Source organism: Burkholderia sp. Ac-20353 (assembly GCF_017104785.1).
In the GTDB taxonomy this organism is placed as follows: domain Bacteria; phylum Pseudomonadota; class Gammaproteobacteria; order Burkholderiales; family Burkholderiaceae; genus Burkholderia.
Genome location: NZ_JAAGPL010000129.1, coordinates 1 through 25425 on the forward strand (window position 1 = coordinate 1; position 25425 = coordinate 25425).

7 protein-coding genes are annotated in these 25425 nt (G+C 67.2%); all 7 read right to left on the reverse strand.

The window, feature by feature from the left end:
• On the reverse strand, window positions 1-6771 hold a 6771-nt coding region (locus G3N94_RS28130; RefSeq protein ID WP_241022114.1), incomplete at its 3' end, for a filamentous hemagglutinin N-terminal domain-containing protein.
• Between the two features lie 639 nt (window positions 6772-7410).
• Complete coding sequence (locus G3N94_RS28135; protein ID WP_205795860.1) at window positions 7411-8421, reverse strand: FecR domain-containing protein; 1011 nt, start codon at window positions 8419-8421, stop codon at window positions 7411-7413.
• 2 nt (window positions 8422-8423) lie between these two features.
• Entirely contained in the window at window positions 8424-8972 is a 549-nt protein-coding gene (locus G3N94_RS28140) for an RNA polymerase sigma factor (protein ID WP_205795862.1), read from the reverse strand.
• A gap of 5 nt (window positions 8973-8977) precedes the next feature.
• A complete protein-coding gene (locus G3N94_RS28145; protein WP_241022113.1) occupies window positions 8978-9715 on the reverse strand; it encodes a secretin and TonB N-terminal domain-containing protein in 738 nt (245 codons plus the stop codon).
• 200 nt (window positions 9716-9915) lie between these two features.
• Window positions 9916-22425, reverse strand: a complete 12510-nt coding sequence (locus G3N94_RS28150; protein WP_205795870.1) for a filamentous haemagglutinin family protein — start codon at window positions 22423-22425, stop codon at window positions 9916-9918.
• A gap of 384 nt (window positions 22426-22809) precedes the next feature.
• Window positions 22810-24219, reverse strand: coding sequence for a family 1 glycosylhydrolase (locus tag G3N94_RS28155; RefSeq protein WP_205795864.1), 1410 nt, complete (start codon window positions 24217-24219; stop codon window positions 22810-22812).
• Window positions 24220-24697: 478 nt separating this feature from the next.
• Window positions 24698-25425 (reverse strand): FecR domain-containing protein (locus G3N94_RS28160; protein ID WP_205795866.1); only part of this gene is annotated, 728 nt, incomplete at its 5' end.

Below are 25425 nucleotides of genomic sequence, written 5' to 3' on the forward strand. Positions count from 1 at the left end.
GCCCGGCACAGCCGTTGCGTTCGACGCCCCCGTCTCGTTCGTGAACGCGATCTGCGGCGCGTTCAGCGTCACATGCCCGCCGTCGCTCGTGAACGTGCCCGCGCTCAGATCGACGCTATTGCCGAACGTCGCGTTCACGTCGCCGATGAAGCCGATTGCGCCATAGCTGCGCAATGTCACCTGTTGCGCCTTCGCGAACTGAGCAAGGCCCGCCGGATCGATCACGAAGCCCGGCAGGTTTGTCGCAGCCGCGCCATTCGCATTCGTGAACGTGATCGCCGAGCCGTCCGCCGTGATCGCCTTCGCCGACAGCACCGCAGTCGGATCGACCTTCAGGTTTCCGGACGAATCGAGCGTGAGCGCCTGACCGCCCGCGAGCGTCGCACCCGCACCGACCGTCATCAGGCCCGTACCCGTGCCGCCCGTGCGCGTGAGCGGCGCCATCGCGCCATCCGACACGCGTAGCAGCCCGCCATCGCCGGCAATCGTGATCGGCTGATCCTTCGCGGCCGGATAATCGCCCGCTGCCGCGATCGACGCACCCGCATCCACACGCAGCCCATTCACCGCGTTCGAATCCGTGCCGCTCGCGTCGGTCTTCGTGACCAGCAAGATTTCCGGCCCCTTCAGCGACGTGTTGCCGTCGTTCGATACCACCACGCTGTTCGCAATCGGCGTAATCGTCACGCCGTTCGTCGTCGCCGTGCGCGTGCCACCAATCAGCAGGCTACCGGCGTTCAGCGAATCCAGCGCGTCGCCGCTGATCTGCAGATAGCCCGCCAGCGCTGGTGCGCCATTGCCCGTGATCTGGATATCCTGCGATGCGATATCGACCTCCGCCGGGGCACCACCTGCGGCAGCGGCCGTATTCAACGTCGCGCCAAGCGCAAGCGCCTTCGTCGCCGCCAGCACCAGTTGACCACCATCCATCGGCAGCGGTGGCGTCACGTTCCCCTTGCCTGCTGCAAGCGACGTGAAGAAGCGGTTGGCGTCCTTCAACATGTACTGCGAATACTGCTGCCACACCGGCCCTGACTGCACGTTGAACAGCGTCGGCGCCGCACTGCGGCCACCGGTCAGCGCGTCGGCAAAGTACCCGGCCGTCACGGCCGTGCCATCCGGCAGCACCTGGCTCGCACCCGGTGCGACATTGCCCGTCGCGCTCGACACCGTCACCCGATAGGCCCCCGGCAGCGTTGCATACTTGCCCGGCAGCAGCGTGTAGTAGCCGGCCGCCAGCCCCGGCACGCCGGACAGGTACACGGCCTGCCCCACAGCGCTCGTCAGCGACGCCTGGCCCACGCCCGTGCTGACCGTTTGCGAGCCCACCGTGCCGTTCGCGTTCGTCGCCGGCTGGAGCGTCTGCGCGAACACCGGATCGTACGCGGCGACCGGCGACTGCGCACCTGGCACAATCGCGTAGACATTCCCCGCGCCAGCATTCACCGGCACCGCCGTCCCCGTCGCGTTGTTCGCATAGCTGACGGTGTACTGTGAGAGCATGTCCCGGGTGCCGCCCGTGCCCGGCACCCATTCGGCCGCCTGCAGGTTGCCACCGCCCGACAGGTCGATCGTCGCGCCTTTGGCTAGCGCCACGCTGCTGCCATTCACGCCGATGTATTTCAACGGCGGCGCAGTCACGTCGGGCTGCGCGGCGCCCACCACAGGATTGAACTGCCACTCCACGCCATCGACCGTCGTGCCGTACGGGATGACCGTGTTGCCGTTCGACACCGACGTCACACTGCCGTTGGCGAACGTCACCGAATCCGTCGCGACCAGCCGCAGACCGTTGAACTGCGTCTTCGTGGCGGAACTGGACGGATCGCCGACACCGAACACGAGCGTGCCCGACGGCGCGCGCACCGTGCCGCCCTGCACGATGTTCGTCGCATCCACCAGCAGCGTGCCGCCCGCCGACAGCGGCACACCCGACGCCCCGTTCGATTCGAACGTGATCGTTGTCGGTGCCGGCCCCGCTGCGTCGAGAATGAACGTGTTGCCGGTCGACGGGTACAGGTCCGCCGCCTTGAACGTCAGGTTGCCCGGCGTGTACAGCTCGCCCGGCTGAAGGGCACTCTTGACCGAATTCGTCGAGCTCAGGCGAACGTCGCCACGGCTCGTGAAGTTCGCCTGCCCGAAGTTGTTCAGCTGGAACTGGTTCGCGAAGTCGATGAACGACGCGTTCACGTTCAGCGTCGCGTCGGACACAGCGGCGACCGTACCCAGCGGTATCGGGTTGATCAGCGTCGGGCCGACAACCGACACATACGGGGCATCAAGGGTCACGGTCGAGCCGATCGTCGTGGGCGCCGTCAGCTCGTTGTTCAGCAGCGAGCCAACCGTGGGAATCGAATCATTGCCGGCGGCGTCCTTCGCGCCGTGCGTCAACCGGCCCAGTTGGTCGCTGTTGAGCGCCACGATCTGATTGGTGTAGATCTGGATGGCCTTCGGTACCGTCATGTTGACGTCACCGGCAAAGGCGACCGGCACGGATGTCGTCGATGCGTTGGCGCCCAACACGAGCGTCGAGATGCCCGAGCCGGTCAGCCGATCCACCGCGAACTGCAGCACACCGGTTGCCGTGCTGACGATCGCGCTGCCGCTGCCGCTCAGTGCGCCGGTCGCGGCCACGATGTCCTGCCCGGGCGCCAACCCTGCCGGAACGAGCTTGCCACTCTGCTGGATCACCAGCGCAGTCGCACCCGGCAGCGCGACGGTGGCGCCGCCCACCTCGAACGCATTGGGCACAGCGTTCGCCACCGGCACGATCGACAGCGTGCCGCCCTGCGCTAGTGCCGAACCCGGCTGCGCCTTCAGCGTGCCGTCGAACAGCAATCCACTCGATGCAGCCAGCGTAATGGAGCCCGCGTCGCTCCACACCGGTTGCGACGCATATCGGCCACCGGTCTGCAACTGGTCGAAGTTCGCCGCTGCCCCCGACACGTTGATCAGCGAGCCCGTCTGCGCGACCACATATCCCGAATCGTCCGAGATCGCCACCGCGCCGCCCGGCAGCACCTTGCCCGTGTTCGGCGTGATCGTCGTCAGCCCGTTCTTGACCGGCACGGCGAGCGGATTGGCGAGCGCCACACCCGACACGTCCAGCACCGCGTCCGGCCCTAGCCACACCGACTTGCCCGCGCCTGTGAACGCGCCAGTCGCGGAGTACTGGCCCGCCTGCTCGTACGGCCCCGCCAGCGACGAGTCCGCGCTCAGCGTGATCGCGCCGCCCGGCGCGACGATCGAGCCGAGCACCGTCACCTGTGCGGGCGAACCCAGCCCGATGCTTGCGCCCGCATCGGCGACGATCGACGCGCCCTGCCCAATGCTCACGCCACCGGTCACGCCGGGATAATTGGGAACCGGTGGAACCGGGCCTTGCGAGCCATCGCCTCGCCAGGCGAGATAGCCGCCGCCGGTCATGACAAAACTCGTCGGCTGACGATGATAGGTGTCGAGCGCCCCCACTGTGGTCAGTCCGCCCGACAACAAGCCGGCGCCGCTCGCCGCCTGCTGCAGCGCCGGCCCGTTGGCGATCAGGTTCTGCTGGGTCACGGCGACCACCGCACCCGGCGCCACGCTCGCATCGAACAGCGCATTCAGCACGTATTTGCCGAAGCCCTGTTGCGCGAAGAAGTCGACCGGCAGCGCCATCGCCCACGCTGGCGCGGATGCCGGATCGCCGCCGATCTGGAAGCCCGGCGCCTGCAGCGTCAACGTGCCGCCGCCCGCAAAGCCCAGGCTGCGGATCGTCCCGTCCAGCTTCAGGCGCGGGTCCGTAGGCAGTGCTGCCGGAAAGCCCCCTCCATTCGTGTTCGGGTAGGTACTCAGCGACACGCTGCCACCCTTGCCCATCGGAACCCCGTTGCTCATCAGCAACTGGCCGTTCGCTAGCAGCTCGCCGCCGCTCGATACGTCGATCACGCTGCCCGGCTGCAGATCGACGCTGCCGCTCGCCGACAGCGTGACGCTGCCGCCGTTGAGGTACGCACTATTGCCCGGCGTCGTCCCCGCCGCCGTCTGCACGTCGTTGTTCACCCACTGGCCCGCGGTGCTGAGCAACGCGTCCGGGTCCACAGTAATGTTCGCGCCGGCCGAGATCGAAATCGTGCCCGAGGGCACGACCAGCGACCCCGCCACGAGCGCGCTGCCCGTCGCGCTGACATTGACGCTGCCGCCAGGCTGAAGCTTCAGCTGCGTACCGTCGGCCACCACAAACCCTTTGCCGCCCGTCTTGTCTTCGGTGACCTTCAGCTTCGCGAACCCGCCCGCGTTCAGCGTGCTCACCGGTACCACCGTCGTCGCCAGCACGTTGTTCGGATCGGTGCTCGACAGCGCGCCGAGCGCGACCGGATCGAGCGGTGTGTCGATCGAGAAGGCAGGCGACACGCTACCGAGTTGCGGCGCCGTGTCCTGCAGAATCACCAGCCCCGATTGGCCGCTGGTGGACGTAGTGTCGCCCTGCGTCAGCGGCGCATAGATGCCCAGGTTGAACATCCCCCCGGTGGGCTGGCTGTTGCCCTGCACCTGCTTCGATCCGCCGAACGCCTGTGCGCTGATGTCGCCGTCGAGCACCATGGCCTGCGTCGCAAACAGATCGAGCGTCCCCGCATTACCGCCGACGATGTAGTCGCCCTCGTAGACGCTTCCCGTCTGCAGCGGGTTGTACCAGGTCTTCGTCACGCCCCAGCGCGGATGCGATTCGATGAACTCGCCGGCGATCCCCACATAGGTATCGTACGGACTCGCCTGCCCGATCGGCACGATTGCCCCGTTCGCATCCACGAGCCGCGTCGTGTTCACCATCCCGCCGTCGTAGTGCACGTAGCCGCCGTTCAGGTTCATCGACGATCCCATCGCCGTCATCACCTCGTTGCCCGACAGGATGATCGTGCCGCCGTTCGTCAGCAGCTGATCGACAGTACGCGGGATCAGGTTCACATATCCCGACAGGTTCAGGATCGGACTGCCGACCCACGGCACGCCATCGCTGCGCGTACCCGACAGCGTGCTGTCGACCACCACGCCCTTCAGCCCGAACAGGAAACTGTTGCGCAGCAGCGGCGAATCGGCCAGCTCGTTCTGGCCAACACGCGGAATCGTGACCAGGATGCTCGAGATCGGCAACTCGACGTTCGCCAGACCCGAGACGTCGATCGTCGCACTGGTGTCCAGGTAGATCCGGCCAGGCACCGCCGTATCGCCCGGCGGCGTCCTGTTCGACACGGCCGACTGCGTCAGCGCCGCTACGGATACCGTCGAGCCCGGTGCTTCGATCAGCGACCCGCCCTGGAACCAGACCGACCCCGCCGTCATCGTGATGCTGCCGGGCGTGAAGACCGTGCCCGGCGACGACGTCGCCGTCTGGCCATTGTTATCCGGCAACGCCGTCGTCACCGAATTCGGACCGAAGCTCAACAGGCCAGCGCGGTTCGTCTGGTCGCCCACCGAAACTGGATTCCCGCCGATGTAGGACTGTCCCAGCGGGTTGTTCGCGATGTATTCGTCGACGGTCGAGATCGTGATGTTGCCCGGCGTATTGACGCTCGTCGTCACCCCCACGACACCGTTCTGCGCGACGTTGCTGCCCAGCAGGTTGATATTGCCGCGGGCCGCCTGAATGATCCCGGTGTTGGTCAACGTGCCTGCCGGCGTAATATCCGCCTGGCTTGCTCCACTGCCCGTCATCAACTGACCGCTCAGCACCGGCACCAGCACCTGCGGATTACCTGGATTCGGCCGCAGGCTCACGCCGACGCCGGCGGCCAGCACGACCTGGCCTGCGGTCGCGGTAATGCTGCCGCCATTCGTCACGTTAGGCGCCGCCACCAGCACAAACCCGCCGTCGCTGGCCGTGCCATTGGTATGCGTCGTGATCGACGCCCCCGGTTCGATCGTGATATCGCCCGGCGCCTGATACTGGCTGGCCGAGTTCACCGTAACCTGACCGCCCAGGCCGAGCACTTCATTTGGACTGCCGACCGAGGAACCCACCCGGGTCGCCCCCGCTTCGAGCCCTGCGAGTCCACCCTGCGTGTTCAGGTACAGTTGATTACTCGCAGCAATGTCCGCAGGACTCTGTATCAGCTTCCCGACGACGGTGCTTGGGCTGCCATTTTGGAAATCTGTCTTGTTGAGGAAATCCAGCGACGACGCCACCAGCGAATGCACATTCACCTGCGACCCCGCCCCGAACAGCACACCGTTGCGGTTGATCACATACACCGCCCCTTGCGCGGTGATATTCCCCAGAATCTGGCTCGGCCTCCGACTAGGATCATTGATCCGGTTCAGCACTGCCCAGTTGTTGGCCCCGTTCGTCTGCGTCCCCGCCGACTGATCGAAATTCAGCGTCGTCTGCCGCCCGACGTTCATCGTCTCCCACGTCAGCACCGCGTTCTGCCCGGTCTGCTTCACGTCCACGTTCACGTGGCCGCTCGCATCGACACTTTGCGTCGGCGCATTCGCGTTGAACCACAGCACCGGATTGTTCGAATCGCTCGTCGCGCCCGCCGCGACCTGCAACCCACCCGGCACGAGCCCGTTCGGCACCGTCGACGGCAACGCCGCCGCCGCGGCAGCCGCACTCTGCTGCGCGGCGATCTGCGCGGCAACCGCCTGCGCCGCATACCCAAGATTGCGGATCGAAGGCTGGCTCGCCTGCAGCGCCTGCTGCGGCGACACCCCGAGATTCGGCACGCCAGGCAAGCCCCCAACGCCCCCCGCGCCGCCGCCCGACGCGCGCATCGTCGCCTGCCCGAGATTCATGATCCCCGCAGCCTGCGCATGCGCCACCACACCCACAGCGAACAGCAACGCGACGGCCCGACACAACGGCCGGACCGGGAAGTGATGTCGCGACGCGCACTTGAGCACGTTGTCGGGTCGATCGCTGATGCAGACACGCATGAAGACGCTCCTTGATCCCGCGAGACGGGGCCATTGACGATGTGCGAACCGCCTGCCCGTCTCCCGTCCGGCACTGGCGATCGCAATGTACGGTGAGGCCTGCCTTCCGATGGCGTTACCAGGCGGCGCCTCGTGGCGCTGCATATCCGAAAGCGTTTCCGGAAAAGATCGAGCCGGCATGCTGCCTGACCCGTGTTTCCCCGGACGACACCAACGATAAAGCGGCACCTCAATTGACTAGATGAAGGCGTGTGGCGAATGCCGCACGATATTTTTGTGACGGCTTGCGGATGCCGATACGCGCAGCGCTCGCAGCAACGCCATTCGCATCCGGCCAGCATCGACACAACGGGAGAACCCCGGAATCGGGCTTTCGGTTCTTTTACTGTTCGCCGTATTCCGTTGCCGCGAACCCGCCCACGAAGAAGCGGGCGTCGGGCAGCATTCTTGCAGCCATCACACGACGACGCGCGAGCCCCGCACGCCGCCTGCAAGCCATCAGCCGAGCACCGTGATACCGCCCGGCAGCCGCGTCACGCGCGCGCCGTAGAGATCGCCGATCATGTCGATCGCATCGTCGAGCTTTGCGATGAAGAACTTCGCGTGCACGCTGCGCGCACCGAGCGCAGCATTGCGCACGATGACCTTTCCGGGCCGATAGCGGTTGATCTCGTCCACCACCCGGGAAAGCGCAACGTCATCGAACACGAGCACGCCTCGCCGCCATGCCGTCACCGTCGCAGTATTGGCGGGCACGATTGCGCGCACGTGTCGATCGTCGTAGGTCAACTGCTGCGCCACGTTGAGCGTCAGCGGCTGCTGCTGCCGCGGATGGGCAAACGTGAGCGAGCCCGACATGCAGGTCACGCACACCTCGTCGCCGGACCGCCGGATGTCGAATCGTGCAGCGCGGGCCGTCATCCGCCCGCGCCCCGCGACGACCGTGAATGCGCCGTTCGAGCCCGCGCCGCCGGGGGACCCTGTCGCAATCACCTCGGCCTCTCCGGCCAGCAGCTTGATCGCGCCCGTCTCACCAGACGCGGACAGCACGTCGATGCGGGTCTGCGTGTTCATCTGTACGGTCACCCGATCCGACAGCACGACCTTGCGCTGCTCGCCTGTGCCGGTGCGATAGTCGGCAACGAAGTCACCGAGTGCCGGCCACAGTTGCAGTGGCGGTCGAACGGCGAGCCAGGTCGCGCCCGCCGCAACGGCGAAACCGATGACTGCACGGCGCCGCGACACATGTGCGGCGCCCGCCCGCATTTCGGCGGCGCGGGCGGCAGCGGACTGCTCCGCCATCACTTCGGACGCAGCGACACCGAGCTTGCCCCAGATCTGCCCCATCGTCGGCACGAAGCGGGCCTCGTCCGGATGCTCTGCGCACCAGCGCCGAAACGCTTCCGCGTCTTCGGTCGTCGCGTCGCCCGAGCGCAGGCGGACCAGCCATTCCCGGACACTGGCCTCGCCCTGCGTATCGGAGCCTTTCCCTTTCCTCATCGTAGACATGTTCAGAATTTACGTCGGCCGCCAACTTCAACTTCGCGTTCGTGCATCATATCCAACATGCGCCGGTTCACCGCCTTCAACGCAAGGCTCAGTTCCTTCTCGACCAGGCGCAGCGAGATTCCCAACTCCACGGCGATCTCCCGGTTCAGCCTGCCTTCCACCCTCGCCGCCAGCAGCACCTGCCGTTGCCGCGACGGCAGCGCGTGCAGCACTTCCTTGAGCACGTCGATTTCCATGCGGGCGGCGACGATCCGCTCGGGGTCGGCCAGCTCGTCCGGCACGTCGAACATCTCGTCGATATCGCGCTCGTGAAGATGGCGCCGCTCGGTCCTGTGCTGCTCGATCGCGACGTTGGTCGCCATTCGCATCAGATAGGCGTCGCCATTCGCCACCGGGCCGAGTTCACCCGCCGAGTCGAGCCGGATCCACGTCTCGTTCAGCGCATCCTGTGCGCTGTCGCTCGAGCCGACGACGCGTTCGAGCTTTCTTCTGAAATCCCGGTAGCGAGACAGCAGCAGCGCCTTGAGCTGCGCGCGGGTCGTGTCGGACATGGTCGTCAGGGGCGCGCGTCCGCGGTCGATGAGCACACGGAAACCACGCCGTCGGTCTGCAGGCGCAACAAGACAGTCGTCGGCTGCCGCAGCGCGGCCGGCGGCCCCGAGTCGAGCTCGAGCGCGCGGACCGCATGCTCGATCGCCGCATCCCGCCGGCCGTCCCCCGTGGTGCCAAGCAACCGGGCGGCCACGATTGCGCCGGTCGGCCCGATGTTCAATTGCATCAACAGCCGGTAGGCGCCCGGGCGAGTGGCCGGCGACTGGCACAGCGCGTCGGTCAACCGGCTCTGCAGCATGCCTGCGTAGGCGACTGCGTCAGCTCCGCCGGCCTCGAGGCCCGCGACATCGGATGCGAACACCAGCGGCGACGCCGGTACGTCCCGCACGGACGCCGCCGGTGAAACTTCGATGATGGCCTCGTCCGGCCCCGGAAAGCGCGCCCGCAGCCCGGTGCCCGCCAGCAGCCGTTGCAACGCGTCACGCGGCCGGAACGCGCCCGACACCGCCGAGCTCGTACGGCCAGCCAGTACGCCGCTGTCCACGAGAACCGCCATGTCGGCCAGCTGGCCATACGCGTTGATCGCATCCTGCAACGGCTGCGCAGGAAGCTCGAAGCGTATCGTGCTGACGGCCTGCTCCCCGGCAGCCTGCGCGTGCGCGCACTGCATCATCAGGAAACCCCATATCGCGAGAGAGCCGGCGAGCATCCGGATACCGATCGGCACCCGGGAGCGCGTCATACGTGACGAAACCGGAGAATGGAAATCGCGCGTCACCGTTTACCCGACGCTGCCAGCAAGGAACCAAACGTCGGATCGTAGGCGCCGAATGTGACGATCCCGGGTCACTGATCCGAGTCTGGCCGGCGCGGACCGGGAAGTCGGGCCGCGCCGCCACGCTTGAACGCGCAAGCCGCCGTTCAAGCGGCGAGACCCGCCGCCTAGCCCCCGCTCAAACGGCTCTGCTCCTCCCGCGTGAGAAAGCGCCGCTGCGTGTCGCCGGGGCCACCGAGGCCGAGCACCGCAACCGACGCGTTCGGCCGATAGCCCAGCGTTTCGCTGCCGCGCCGCTTCTTCTGATCCGCGGCACCGCCATCGCCAAAGCCCTCGACCTGCACCGAGATTGTCCAGCGCCGCTGGTTGCGCGCCGCGCTGTTCTTCGCGAGATCCTGCGCCATCTGGCCGGCCGCCGACGCGGCCGAACTCGCCGCAGTCAGCGCCCCCGTGTTCACCGCCTGCACCACCGGAATGCCGGTCGCCTTGCCCTGCACCTGGATGTTGTCCGCGTTCGCGACATGCAGCGCCGCGACGTTCAGGTTCCCCGACACGCGGATCCCCGCATCGCCTGCGTCCACCGTGCCGCGCGGCGCGATCAGGTTCGCATCGCTCACCGGCGCGCCCGGAATGGTCTGCAACGTCGCGATGCCCGCGCCCGTCACTTCGCCGCGCGCGTCGACCGTGCAGTAATGGTTCGGGTCGCACACGTAGTTCGGCGCGGGCGTGTCGGCCACCGATTTCGAGCCCTTGCCGGCGTTGATGTCGCCGTTCGAACTCCAGATCGTCATGTTGCCGCCCTGCTCGGTGAAGATCCGGCTTTGCGCGAGCAGCACGCTCTGGTCGGTAAAGATGTCGACGTCACCCTGTTCGAGCGTCAGGATACCCATCGTGCCGGGGCCAGCCACGACCTTGCCGTACGATCCGACGATCGCGGGCGGTGCCGACGTACTGCCCACCAGCGCCCGCCCACCGGGCCCGAGGATCGTGATATTGCCGCCTTGCTGCGTCTGAATCGTCGTACTGCGGATATCCAGGTTGCCGGTGGTCACGAGCTTGTTCGCGCCGTTCGTGCCGCCGCCGAGGTTATTCGCCGTGTAGCCGAGCGCGCTCGGGAACAGCGTGTTGATCGCCTGGTAGCCGCGCGCGTACTGCTGGTAGTACGGGCTTGCCGAATCGTTGTAGTCGAGCCCGACGCGGCTCAGCACGCTGAACAGCACCTGCTCGGCAAAGAGCTGCTGCACATAAGTGGGCAGGGCCTGGAATTGCTTCCATGCGTCGGCAGCCGTGAGCGTGCCCACGTTCTGCTGCGCGGCCTGCTTGTCCTTTGCCAACCCGGTGTCGACGACTTTGCCGGCATCGTACTGCTCCATGAACGCGATCAGCGCCGGCGTCGCGCTCGGCACACCGGGCACCGTGCTCGCCGGATCGATGTACGCCGAGATGAACGCGGCATTGTCGACGCCCGGCCCGACGCCGAACAGCACGTTGATGTTCGCGCTTTCGTGCGGCAAGGCCGGGTTGTCGGCGTTGCCGATCGCGTCGATGCCGGTGGACGTCGCGCGATACCCCGAGGTCAATGCGGCATAGAGCTGCGCCTGGTTCGTAAGCGGCCCGATGTCGCGACCGGCCTCGATGTCGAACGTGCCCGGGCCGGCCAGCAGCAGCCGCGGCGCGGCGCCGTTGCCGTTGGGCGCCACCGGCGTGTCGTAGATATCGCGGCCGGCAACGACACGGGTGATGTCGGCCTCGCGCAGGTTCTGCGCTTCGAAGGCCAGGTTCACGATGTCCTGGCCGGCCTGGATCAGCGCCGGCTTGGGCACCACGACGTCGACGATATTCTTGTAGAAGCCCCCGCCGCCATCGCTGGTCGCATTGAGGACGCCGTCGGTCACGCTGCCGTTCAAGCTGTAGATGCGCACCGGGCTCGTATCGTCCGCGTGCAGCACGCTCGCGCCGTGCGCGTTCGCGACCGCGAACGGCTGGGTGGGCGAGCGCATCGTCGCCGGATCCGAATCCGACATGCCGAAGGTGGCGGACGAATCCGGCGCAGCGCTCGACAGGTTCACCGACTGATCCGCGATCAGGTTCAACTGGCCAACGGCCGACGGGAACAGCATGCCGCCCGACGCGACCGTGATGCCGCCCGTGAACGCCGTCAGGTTCAGGCTCGCGGGCAGGTCGGTGCTGCCGCCCACGAGGTATCCGCCCAGCGTGCCGAACTGCACGTCGCCGGTGGTCGACAGCACGTTGACCGCCGACGTCGCCGAATACGGTTGAGCGTCGAGATACTCGAAGTAGCGCGACGCACTTCCGCCCGTATAGGACGGATTCACCACCGCCCCGATATCGACGCCCTGGCGCGCGCTCACGTTGAATATCCCGTCCTGCACGGCCAGAACCGTGGACGTGGCAAGCGGCTGCTGCCCGAGGTACGGGGGCGGCACGCTGAAATCGGCGGCGATCTGTCCGCCCGCGGTCAGCGTGCCGGTGCCCTTGGCGACGAAATAATCGCCGCTCAGAATGTCGCCGCCCGCGTGCACGGTCAGGTTGCCGCCGCCAACCGTCACGACCTTGCCGGTGTTGTCCAGATACCAGGTGGTCGGCAGCGACACGCCGAGATCGGCGATGTTGCCGCCCGCGGTGACCGACACGTTGCCGCCGACGCTCATCACCCCCTGGTCGAACTCGCCGAAATCGATCGACGTGCGCGCGAGCGACACATAGGACGACGTGTTGCCGGCGCTCACCGTGCGAAACGGCGTGATCTGCATCCACTGCCACCAGTACTGGCTCGTGTTGCTGCCGGTGAGGCCGGTAACGGCGCCGGTCGTGTCGGTCGTGTACTGGATGCCGGAGATGTCGCCCTGCGCGCGCAGCCGGATGTCGCCGGCCGCTTCCGGGTTGACGACGGGCGAGACCAGGATGTCGGGCAGGTTCGAGTTGCCACCGGCGTTGACGATCAAGGTTGTCGTCCCCATCGCGGGCGCGTTCGGATCGGGCGCGCCCGCCGTATAGATCACGCCCGGCACGACCGGATCGACCTGATCAGTCTTCGCGGTCGGGCCGAACAGTGCGATGTTGTTGCCCGCGGCCACGTCGATCGAGCCGGTGCCGGTGCGGATCATCGTCGGCGCGAGCAGCAGCATGCCGTTGCCGTCGAGAAACGCCGTATGCCCATCCAGCGTGACGCTCCCGGCGTTCGGGTTGCCGTTGAACACCGCGCGTGCCTGCAGCGCGAGCGGGTTCACACTGGTCAGATCGGCACCCGACACGACGCGGAACGAACTGCTGTCGCCGCCCGCCAGCGACGCGGACTGAAGCGGCAGCGGGTTCCCGGCGGTCGCGACCGGCGCCGGCGTGTTGTCGGTCTGCACGGGCAGCGGGATCGTCGTCGCGGCGATTACCGCGACCGGCTGGACGGCCGGCGGCGTCACCGCCGGCACATAGGCCTCTTTCAGGGTCTTCGCATAGAACTGGCTCGTCGCGACGAGGTACTTGTTGTAGTCGTTCAGGTAGATCAGGTACGACGCCGGATTGGTGGCCTGCTCGGCCGCGGACGGCGCAACCGGCGCAACCGGTGCGCCGGCTTGCGGCCGCCCGCCGAAGTGGAACTGGAAGATGATCTGGATGTTGCTGTTGTTCGGCTGCCAACCGAGCGGCGCGGTAATGTCGGACGTCGCCGTCTTTCCCAGATAGTCGGCATACGCGGTATAGAGCGTGTAGTACTCCGCGATTTCCTCCGGCGTGCCGCCGACAGGCTGGCCCGGGCCGAACGCGATGTGATGCGCGTCGCCGCCGAGCGACGTCGGGCCGTAGTACGCAATGCTGTACCCGAATTCGGCATAGGTACCGCTCGGCGTCGTGTACGCCGCATGCGCGGCGCTCAGCGACGACAGCGGCGGCACCGCGATCGTCCCGCCGCCGAGCGGGTTGCCGATCTGGAAGAAGCCGTCCGTCAGGCTCGCGTTGACTTGCACGTCGTTCCCGGCGCGCAGCGTCACGATCGGCGCCTGGCCGTGGAAGCGAAACGCGGGGTCGGCCGCCGACGTGCCCGCGCCGAGGTTCCAGTTCGTCAGCACCTGGATGTTGCCGGCGTTGATCGCCGGGCTCGGGTTGTCCAGCTCGATGCCGGGCACCACGCGCGCGTTCGCGATTCCGGTGCCGGCAAACGGATCCTGCATCGCGTCGAGCCCGTCGCGAACGAAGCCCATCAACGTGCCCGGCACCGCTGCCGTCGCGTCGCCGTTCTGATAGCCGTAGAAGGTCTGATGATCGGTGTTCGCTGCCGCCGGCACGAAATAGTCGGCGCTCAGGTACGGCTTCAATTGGTCCGCGCTCAGGCTGCCCGCCGTGTAGTTCAGCACCGTATTGCCGTTGCCGTCGGTGAACGTGCCCGACCCCAGGTTGCCCGCCGAGTCGTACCACCCGGCCGGATCGATCACGCCGTCGAAGTGCTTCGCACCCGTCGTCGCGTCCGTCGTGCTCCACACCGCATACGCTTCGAGCGTCGTCGCGCGCGAGCCCTTGATCTGCGCGCCACTGCCGATCGACACGGGAACCTCGCCGTTGCTCAACAGCGGTGCGCGCAGACTGACCGTGCCGCCCGAAAGACCGCCCGCGGTACCGCCACTCACGTCGATGACCGCCTGCGGACCGATCGTGATGGCGCCCGTGGCCAGATATTTTCCATCGGAGCCAGGTGTCGTTCTGGCGGCCGAAATGCTTTCGTAGCCGTAGGTACCGTTGTAGGCCGTACCCGACACCGGATCGCTGAACGACGGATCAAACACCGCGCTCGTGCCGATTTCGACCCTGCCCCCACGCTGCCACGGATTGATCGTCTTGCCACCGTCCGTCGTCGCAATCGCGCTGAGCGTCCCCTCGACGTCGACACCGCTCTTGCCATAAAGCTGGATCGTACCGCCCGCCACGCCCGACGCATTGATCGTCCCGAGAATCGTCACATTGCCGTCAGTCGTGTCGACCTGCTTGCCGGTACCGCCGTCCGCGACCAGCGAGACCTGATGAGCCGTCAGCGTATTGCCCGGCGACAACGTCAGGTTGCCTGTCTTCGTGTGAACCGCGATCGCGCTGTTCACGCCACTCGAAGCCAGCGTCGTCGCCAGGCTGTCCAGATTGGCCGCGCCGCCCGTGTCGAGCGAGAACGAGCCGCCCGTGAAGCCTGCCGCCGCGCCGCCCTTGATCGCGCCGTTCAGGTTCACCACCTGCTGCGGTGCCGACAGCGTCAGGCTGCCCGCCGCGCCGCCACCGTTTGCGCCCGAGAAGTCCAGCGTCGCGCCCGATTGCACGTCGACCGTGCCCGCATCGGCCGTCAGCGTGATCGAGCCGGCCGGCGCGTATTGCGTCACATCGAAGAACTGCTTCGACACACCCGCCGAACTCACGGTCGCGCCGCTACCGATCGTCAGGTTCCCGCTCGTCGCCTCCAGGCTCACGTTGCCCGCCGGCGCGGCAAGCGTCGCGCCGTTGTCCGCGAGCGTGCCACCGATGAAGTTCCACGCGCCACCCACCGGCGTCTTCGTCAGCGCGGTGCCGGCCGCGCCATTCAGCGTTAGCGTGCCGGTTGTCTTTACCGTCGATGCCGAACTCGTGTCGGCCAGATACACGGGCGCTGCGAGCGTCACCGGCAGCGCACCGAAATCGAACGTGCCTGTCTTCTGGCCGACGATCCCGCCGGTCGCCGTCATCGACACGTTCGCGAAACCACTCAGCGTCTTCGTGCCCGTGCCGAAGTCGATCTCCTTCGCGTTCACGGTCAACGTGCCGTTGCCCGACGTCGCCGTTCCGACAGGTGCCCCCGTCTCGTTCGTGAACGCGATCTGCGGCGCGTTCAGCGTCACATGGCCGCCGTCGCTCGTGAACGTGCCCGCGCTCAGGTCCACGCTATTGCCGAACGTCGCGTTCACGTCACCGACGAAGCCGATCGCGCCGTAGCTGCGCAGCGTCACCTGTTGCGCATTCGCTAACTGCGCGAGCCCGGCCGGATCGATTACGAAGCCCGGCAGGTTTGCCGCAGCCGCGCCATTCGCGTTCGTGAACGTGATCGCCGAGCCGTCCGCCGTGATCGACTTCGCGGACAGCACCGCGTTCGGATCAGCCGTCAGGTCTCCGGAAGAATCCAGCGTGAGCGCCTGGCCGCCCGCGAGCGTCGCGCCCGAGCCAACCGTCAGCAGCCCTGTTCCCGTGCCGCCCGTACGCGTGAGCGCCGCCATCGCGCCATTCGACACGCGCAGCAGCGCACCATCGCCCGCAATTGCGATCGGCTGGTCCTTCGCTGCCGGGTAATCGCTCGTTGCCACGATCGATGCGCCCGCATCCACGCGCAGCCCGTTCGCCGCGTTCGGATCGGTGCCGCTCGCGTCGGTCTTCGTGACCAACAGGATCTCCGGCCCCTTCAGCGACGTGTTCCCATCGTTCGACACCACCACGCTGTTCGCAATCGGCGTGATCGTCACGCCGTTCGTGGTCGCCGCGCGCGTGCCGCCGATCAGCAGACTGCCCGCATTCAGCGAATCGAGTGCGTCCGCGCCGATCTGCAGATAGCCGGCCAGCGCAGGCGCGCCGTTGCCGGTGATCTGGATATCCTGTGACGCGATATCGACCTGTGCGGGCGCACCGCCGCTGCCCGCGGCCGTGCCGAGCGTCGCGCCGAGTGCCAGCGCCTTCGTCGCGGCCAGCGCGAGCTGGCCGCCGTCGATCGGCAACGGCGGTGTCACGTTGCCCTTGCCTGCGGCGAGCGCCGGGAAGAAGCGGTTCGCGCTCGTCAGCGTGTACTGCGCATACTGCTGCCATACTGCGCCCGACTGGACGCTGAACAGTGTGGGCGTCGCGCTGCGGCCGCCCGTGAGTGCATCCGCGAAGTAGCCGGATGCGATCACTGTGCCATCCGGCAGCACCTTGCTCGCGCCTGGCGCGACGTTGCCCGGGGTACTCGACACCGTCACCCGGTACGCACCTGGCAGCGTCGCGTACTTGCCCGGCAGCAATGTGTAGTAGCCCGCAGCCAGCCCCGGCACGCCGGACAGATACACGGCCTGCCCGACCGCGCTAGTCAGCGAGGCCTGACCCACACCTGCGCTGAGCGTTTGCGAGCCGACCGTGCCGTTCGTGTTCATCGCTGGCTGCACGGTTTGCGCGAACACCGGGTCATACGCGGCGACCGGCGACTGCGCGCCCGGCACGATCGCATACACGGCGGTGCCGCCAGCATTGACCGGCACCGCGACGCCCGACGCGTTGGTCGCATAGCTGACGTTGAACTGGGAGAGCACGTCCCGCGTGCCGCCCGTGCCCGGCACCCATTCGGACGCCTGCAGGTCGCCGCCACCGGACAAATCGATCGTCGCACCCTTGTCGAGTGCGACGCGGCTGCCGTTCACACCGACGTACTTCGCCGGCGGCGCTGTCAGGTCCGCGCGGGGATTGGCCGCCGACGGGTTGAACTGCCACTCGACACCGTCCAGGGTGGTGCCGTAAGGCAGCGTCAGTCCGCCGTTCGAGACCGACGTCACGCTACCGTTGGCCAGCGTCACCGAATCGGTCACGACGAGCGGCAGGTTGTCGAACTGCGCTTGCGTCGCTACGTTCGTCGGATCGCCGACGCCGAACACCAGCGTGCCCGACGGCGCGCGCACCGTGCCGCCCTGCACGATGTTCGTCGCGTCCACCAGCAGCGTGCCGCCCGCCGACAGCGGCGTGCCCGACGCGCCGTTCGACGCGAACGTGACCGTCGTCGGCGCGGGCGTGCCGGTGACCGGATCGGTCGGGCCGACCGCGTCGACGATGAACGTACTGCCGGTGGACGGATACACGTCGGCCGCCTTGAACGTCAGGTTGCCGGGCGTATAGAGCTTGCCCGGCGCAAGCGACTCATTCGTCGCGAGCGGCGGGTTCGTCGAGCTGAGCCGGATGTCGCCGCGGCTCGTGAAGTTCGCATTGCCGAAGTTGTTGAGCTGGAACTGGTTCTCGAGATCGATGAACGCGGCGTTCACGTTCAGCGTCGCATCGGAGGCCGCGGCGACCGGCCTGAGCGGATCCGACGATCCCGTGATCGGCGGTCCGGCGAACGCGACATAAGGCGCATCGATCGTCACCGTGCTGCCGATCGCGTGCTGCGGCTGTGCGAGCAGCGTCGGCAGCACGGGCGTCGGGGCCGAGTTCGGGTCGGATTGCGACGGCACCGTCGACAGCAGCGTATTCAGTTGCGCACTGCTGATCGCGGCGATGCGTCCGGTATTCACGATCACCGATTTCGCAAGCGTCAGATCGACGTCGCCGGCAAAGGCGATCGGAACCGGGTTGCCGACCACGCTCGCGTCGCCGAGCACGAGACTGGCGATCCCCGAACCGTTCAGACGATCGGCCACGAACTGGATCACACCGCCTTGCGTGACGATCGGCAGCCCGGTCGTCGGATCGATCGCCGTCGAGAAATCCTGACCGGGCGTCAACCCGGCGGGCACGAGCATGCCACCTTGGCGCACGACCAGCGCGGTCGCGCCGATCCCGCTGTTGTTCTGATGCGGCAGGATCGTCAGCGTGCCGCCGTTCGCTTGCGCCGCGCCGGGATGCGCGTCGAGCGTGCCGTCGAAGAACAGGCCCTGCGACGCGACCATCGCGATCGAACCTGCATCGCTCCACACCGGCTGCGACGCGTACGTGCCGTTCGCCTGCAACTGGTCGAAGTTCGCGGACGCGCCCGACACGTCGATCTTCGAACCCGCCTGTGCGACCACGTAACCCGAATCGTCGGACAGCGCCACCGTGCCGCCCGGCAGCACCTTGCCCGTCACGGGCACGTAGGTCGTCTGCCCGTTCTTCACCGGCGCCGCGAGCGGGTTCGTCAGCGCGACCCCGGACACGTCGAGCACCGCGTCCGATCCCAGCCACACCGACTTACCGGCGCTCGTAAAGCCTGCCTGAAACTGTCCGCTCTGCGAGTACGGGCTATTGGAGTACGAATCGGCGCTCAGCGTAATCGCGCCGCCCGGTGCCACCAGCGATCCAAGCACGGTGACCTGCAACGGCGAACCGAGCCCGATGCTGCCGCCCGGATCGGTGATGACCGACGCGCCATGACCGACGATCACGCGGCCGGTCGCGTCCGGGTAGATCGGCACGGGTCCGGCCGACAGCCCTGTCATGTTGAGGTAGTTCGGCCCGGCCCACAGGTAGTTCCCGCCGGTGAGCGCGATACTCGTCGGCTGCCGGTGATACGCGTCGATCGCGCCGATCGACGTGAGGCCGCCCGCTGCGAGATTCGCGCCGCTCGCCGCCTGCTGCAGTGCCGGCACGTTCGGAATCAGGTTCTGCTGGGTGACGAACACCGTGGTGTCCGGCGCGACGCTCGCATCGAACATTGCCTTCAGCACGTAGCTGCCGAAGCCCTGCCTCGCGAAGAAATCGGCCGGCAACGCGAGCGCCCACGCGGGCGCCGACGCCGCGTCGCCGCCGATCTGGAATCCCGACGTCTGCAACGTCAGCGCACCGCCGCCGGCAAACCCGAAGCTGCGGATCGTGCCGTCCATCTTCAGGTTGACGTCCGACGGCGGCGCGAGGTACGACAGCGGGTTCGCGTCCGTGATCAGCGATACGTTGCCGCCCTTGCCGACCGGGATGCCGTTGCTCGACAGCAGCCGGCCATTCGACAGCATCTGCCCGCCGCTCGACACGTCGAGCACGCTGCCCGCCTGCAGGTCGACCCCACCGCCGGCCGACAGCGTGATGCTGCCGCCGTTCACGTAGTGGCTGCCGCCCGGCGTCGTGCCGGCCGCGGCCTGCGTATCGTTGTTCACCCACTGGCCGGCGACGCTGAGCAGCGAGTCTGCGCCCACCACGATGTCGCCGGCGGTCGACAGCGCAATCGTGCCCGACGGCACGACCAGATCCCCGAGCACCGTGATCGGGCGTTTACTGAGCACGCCTGTGGCGAGCGTGATGCTGCCGCCCGGTTGCAGCTTCAGTTGCGTCCCGTCCGTGACGACATACCCCTTGCCCCCCATCTTGTCCTCGATGACGTTGAGCTTCGAGAATCCGCCGCTGTTCAGCGTGTCGACGGGCACGACATGCGTCGCGAGCAGGTTGTCCGGATCGGTGTCGGGTAGCGCATTCAGCGCGTTCCGGTCGAGTGGTGTCGTGGCCCCGAAGCCGGGTGCAACGGAGTCCAGTTGCGGCGCCTGCGGCTGAAGGATCACGAGGCTCTGATCGCCCGACGTCGTCGCGGTGCTGCCCTGCGTGAGCTGCGCGTTGCCGCCGAGGCTGAACGTGCCGCCCGTCGGCTCGGTATTGCCCTGCACCTGCTTCAATCCGGCGAACGCCTGCGCGCTGATGTCGCCGTCGAGCACCAGTGCCTGCGACGCGAATACGTTCAGCGTGCCGGCGTTGCCGCCGACGATGTAGTCGCTCTGGTACATGCCGCCCGAGAGCAGCGGGTTGTACCAGGTCTTCGTCACGCCCCAGCGGGGGTGAGTCTCGGTGAACTGGCCGGCTATACCCACGTAGGTGTCGTACGGGCTCGCCTGCCCGATCGGCACGAGCGCGCCATTCGCATCGACGAGCCGCGTCGTGTTCACCATCCCGCCGTCGTAGTGGATGTACCCGCCGTTCAGGTTCAGCGACGAACCCTGCGCCGTCATCACATCGTTGCCCGCGAGCGTGATCGTGCCGCCATTGATCAGCAGCTGGTCCACCGTGCGCGGGATCAGGTTCACGTAGCCCGACAGGTTCAGGATCGGGCTGCCGACCCATTGCACGCCGTCGCTGCGCGTGCCCGTCAACGTGCTGTCGACGACGACGTTCTTCAGGCCGAACAGGAAACCGTTGCGCAGCAGCGGCGAATCCGCGAGCTCGTTCAGGCCGACACGGCCGACCGTCACGAGCGTGTCCGCGATCGGCAGCTCGACGTTCGCGAGCCCCGACACGTCGATCGTCGCGCCGTTGTCCACGTAGATCCGGCCGCCCACGGCCTGGATGTCCGGCGACGGTGCGTAAGTCGTGGCGGACAGCGCCGCGACGGAAACGGTCGAACCCGGCGCCTCGACGAGCGAGCCGCCCTGGAACCAGACCGAGCCGGCGGTTACCTTGAGCGCACCGGGCGTGAAGGTCGTGCCCGGCGACGACGTCACCGTCTGGCCGTCCTGATCGGCCAGGACGGCGGTCACCGAGGTCGGTCCGAAGCTCAGCAAGCCTGCTCGGTTGGTGTCGTTCACGCCCGATCCGTCGCTCGCCGTCAGCAGGCCCCTGCCGAGATACGCGTTGCCGGCCGGGTTGTTCGCGTTGTATTCGTCGACCGTCGAGATCGTGATCGTGCCCGGCGCGTTGACGCTGGTGGTCACGCCCACCACGCCGTTCTGCGCGACTCGGCTGCCAAGCAGGTTCACGTTACCGCGCGCCGCCTCGATGATGCCGGTGTTCGTCAGCGTGCCGGCCGGTGTGAGATCGATCGACGTGTAGGTGTCGATCGGAATCATGATCTTGCCGCTCAGTTCCGGCAGCAGCACCTGCGGATTGTCCACGTTCGGCCGCAGGCTCACGCCGACGCCCGCGGCCATCACCACCTGGCCGGCGGTCGCGGTAATGTGTCCGCCGTTGGTCACGTTGGGCGCCGCCACCAGCACGAAGCCGCCATCACTGATCGTGCCGTTGATGTGCGTGGTGATCGATGCGCCGGGTTCGATCGTGATATCGCCAGGCGGCTGATACTGGCTCAGCGAACTCACGCCGACCTGGTTGCCGAGCCCGAGCAGTTCGTACGGCACACCACCCACGCCTTGCACCGTCCCCGACGATCCCGATGCCGGATACGCGAGTCCACCCGTCGTGCCGGCCGGCAGGCTCAGGAACTGCTGGTTGCTCGCGGCGATGCCGGCCGCATCCTGGACCAGGTTGCCGACCACCACCGGGAGACGGTTGACGAACGTCTGGTTGTAGTCGTTCATGTTCAGCAGATCGAGCGACGACGCGACCAGCGAATGCACGTTCACCTGCGACCCCGCGCCGAACAGCACGCCGTTGCGGTTAATCACGTACACGGCGCCCTGCGCGTTGACGTTGCCGAGAATCTGGCTCGGCCGACCGCTCGGATCGTTGATCCGGTTCAACACCGCCCAGTTGTTCGCGCCGTTCGTCTGCTTGCCCGCCGATTGGTCGAAGTTCAGTGTCGTCTGCCGGCCGACGTTCATCGTCTCCCACGTCAGCACCGCGTTCTGCCCCGTCTGCTTCACGTCGACGTTCACGTGGCCGCTGCTGTCCACCGTCTGCTGCGGCTCGTTTGCGTTGACCCACAGCAGCGGATTGGTCGCGTCGGTGTTCTGGCTGACCCGGTTGCCTTTGTCATCCGTTACGAAGGTGATGCCCGCAGCCACTTGCAACCCGCCCGGCACGAGCCCGTTCGGCACCGTCGACGGCAACCCGGCCACAGCCGCGGCCGCACTCTGCTGTGCGGCGATTTGCGCGGCAACCGCCTGCGCTGCATGCCCGAGGTTGCGGATCGACGGCTGGCTCGCCTGCAGCGCCTGCTGCGGCGACACGCCGAGATTCGGCACGCCCGGCACGCCGCTGCCGCCCGCGCCACCACCCGACGCGCGCGAGGTGGCCTGCCCGAGATTCATGATGCCCGCCGCCTGCGCATGCGCGCCGACGCCCGCCGCGAGCATCAGCGCGATCGCATGACACAGCGGGCGGACCCGAAGCAAGCGCGCTTGCGCGGCGGATTGGACCGATTTCGACTGCCTCTGCGTACGACCGCTCATAGCGAATTCCCCGTTAGCAACATCCGTCATCTAACGCCCTGACGAAGCGGCTCGCGGGATATCGCATTTCGGTGTAACGACCGGGCCGGAACCGGCACGGCGCCGGACAGCCGATGCCGGGAATTCTTGCGGAACCGTATGTCGCGTGTATGCACGCACGGCGCGCCGGGCCGGGATTGGCCGGCGCCAGCGCAATGACGAAATCGGGTGGTCATACGCCACCGTCTGGCGCGCCAGACGGCAGCGCGACGACGCGGGCCCGCCGGTGGCCCGCCTCGCGCGTCGCGCTCAGGCGATCGCGTTGCTCGCGATGCAGCGCGAGTAGTACGCGAGGCTGCGCTTCGGGATCCGTTCCTGGGTCGCCATATCCACGTGGATCAGGCCAAACTTCTTCGCGAAACCGCTGGCCCATTCCCAGTTGTCGAACGCCGACCAATAGAAGATCCCGCCCAATCGAACACCTTGCTGACAGGCGTCGCGCGCCGCCTTCAGATAGCTGGCCAGATAGTCGATTCGCGGCCCGTCGTCGACGATGCCCCCGCTCGGCGCCGGTTCCTGAATCGCAAACCCCGTTTCGGTGACGAGGATCCGGGGCGCGCCGTAGTCCTTGTGCACCCTGAGCAGCATTTCCGACATCCCGTACGGTTCGACGGGGTAGCCGGCCGTCTGAATCTCGTTCGACGGGCCGGCGACGATCGTATAGCCCGTTCCGTTCGATCCCGCTTTCACGTAAAAGCAGTTGTAGTACTGAATGCCCAGAAAATCCGGATTGGCCGCGATCGTCGCCATGTCTCCCGGCTGGACGAGTGGCGCCATCGCCTGCTGGAGTTCGGCCGGATAGCCTTTGCCATAGAGCGGATCCAGAAACGCGCGATGCCAGATCGCGTCGAACTGGCTGGCGGCCGCCTGGTCTGCGGGGGCGCTCGTCGCGGCGTGAACCGGCCGCGCGCTGATCGTGGTGCCGACCTGGGACGGGCCTTGCACGTTCGCGCGAACCGCCTCGATCATCAACCCCTGAGCCAGATTCTGGTGATGAATGGCGGCGAACATGGCGCTCGTCGACCGGACGCCAGGCGGCGAGATGCCATAGCCGTAGCCGGCCAGCGCGACGCCGTTGGGTTCGTTGAGCATCATCCAGTTCTTGACCCGGTCGCCCAGGCGGCGCGCAACGATCTGCGCGTAATCGGCCAGCCGGTAGGCCATGTCGCGATTCCGGAAATCGCCCGCCCAGACCGGGGTGTCCCAGTGGAAGAGCGTCAGGTACGGCGCGAGGTTGTTCGCGAGCATGGTGTCGACCATGCGGTCGTAGGTCGAGAGACCGGCTTCGCTCACCGCTCCGGGGCCATCCGGTTGCACGCGGGGCCACGCAACGGAAAAGCGGAACGCCTGAATGCCCGCACTGCCGAGAAGCGCGAGGTCGCCCGGATAGCGCTTTTCGAATTCGATGCACCGTGCGTTCGTGGAGCCGTCGGCGATCTTGCCGGGCTGGTCGGCGAATACGTCCCAATTGCTTTGCCCGCGGCCGTCGCGGCTTTCGGTCTGCGCCGCCGCCGTCGCGACGCCCCATACGAAACCGTCGGGGAAGGTCGGCAGCGATTCGCTGATGTCGCCGCCGCACGCGGTCAGCAACCCGCTGCCGATCACGGCGGTGCTTTGGCCCAGGAATCGCCGGCGATTGTTCGAGAATGGAATAGGCATGACTGTGTTGTATCGAATGCGCAGGAAGCAGCCGCGGTTCAGTGGTGGGTGAAAACGTCCGTGCCGAATGCGGTCAAGTCTTCCTGGCCCGCGGAGCCGAGGTAGCCGCCTGCCTGGAAGAGGTCTTCCAGTGTGTCGAGCATCGAAATCGGGAGAATCCTTGTCGTCGTCTGCGTCACGCCGACCCAATGGTTCTCGGGTCAGCGACGGCATGATTTAAACAAACATGTATGTTTGTTTTATGACGGGTGCTCTTTCGGCGGGCAGTTGATGTTGCGGGATGTGCAATTCCTGAGCTGCTGGTCTCGAGGTCCCGAGGTTTCGAATGAACCAAAAGAAAACCGGGTCCCGTGCAACACGGAACCCGGTTCTTCGGTCAGCGGCGTTCGACCATGCGACTCGCGCGTGGCGTGCGGCAGCCCGGCCCAGCCGGCCGCGCCGCTCGCCCCGGCGCACGCCGGATCGCCGGAACGCCCGATCAGCTAAGCAGCACGATGCCGCCCGGCAGCGTCGTCACATGGGCGCCGAACACGTCGCGCACCATCACGATCGCGTCGTCGAGCCGGCGCAGCGAGAATTGCGCCTGCACACGCTCGTCGCCGAGCTGCGGATTGCGCAGCACGAGCTTGCCCGGCCGGTAGCGGTTGATCTCGTCGATCACGGCGGCGAGCGGCACGTCGTCGAACACGAGCACGCCCCGGCGCCATGCGGTCACGCTGGCGGTATCGACGTTCGACGGCGCGTGCACCGCGCGGTCGTCATAAACGACCTGCTGCCCGGCCGACAGCGTCGCCCGGCCGTGCGGATGCCGCAGCTCGACCGTGCCCGTCACGCACGTGACACATGCGGCATCGCCGGACAACCGCACATTGAACCCGGCCCGCCACGCACGCACCCGTCCGCTGGCGGCCACGACGTCGAACGGGCGGGCCGCCGCACCTGGCGTGCCGGAGATGTCCGTCTGGATGTCCGCCTCGCCGGCCAGCAGCCGGATCCCGGCCGCAGGCGCAGCCGACGACAGCAAGTCGACCCGGGTTCGGGTATTCAGGTCGACGACGACGTCGCGCGCGAGCGTCAGCTTGCGCTGCTCGCCCGTTCCGGTGCGGTAGTCGGCCGCGAGATCGGCGACGGACGGCCACAGCGCGAGCGGCGGCCGCAACGCGAGCCAGCCGGCCGCGGCCGCCACCGCGCCGCCGACGAACAGGC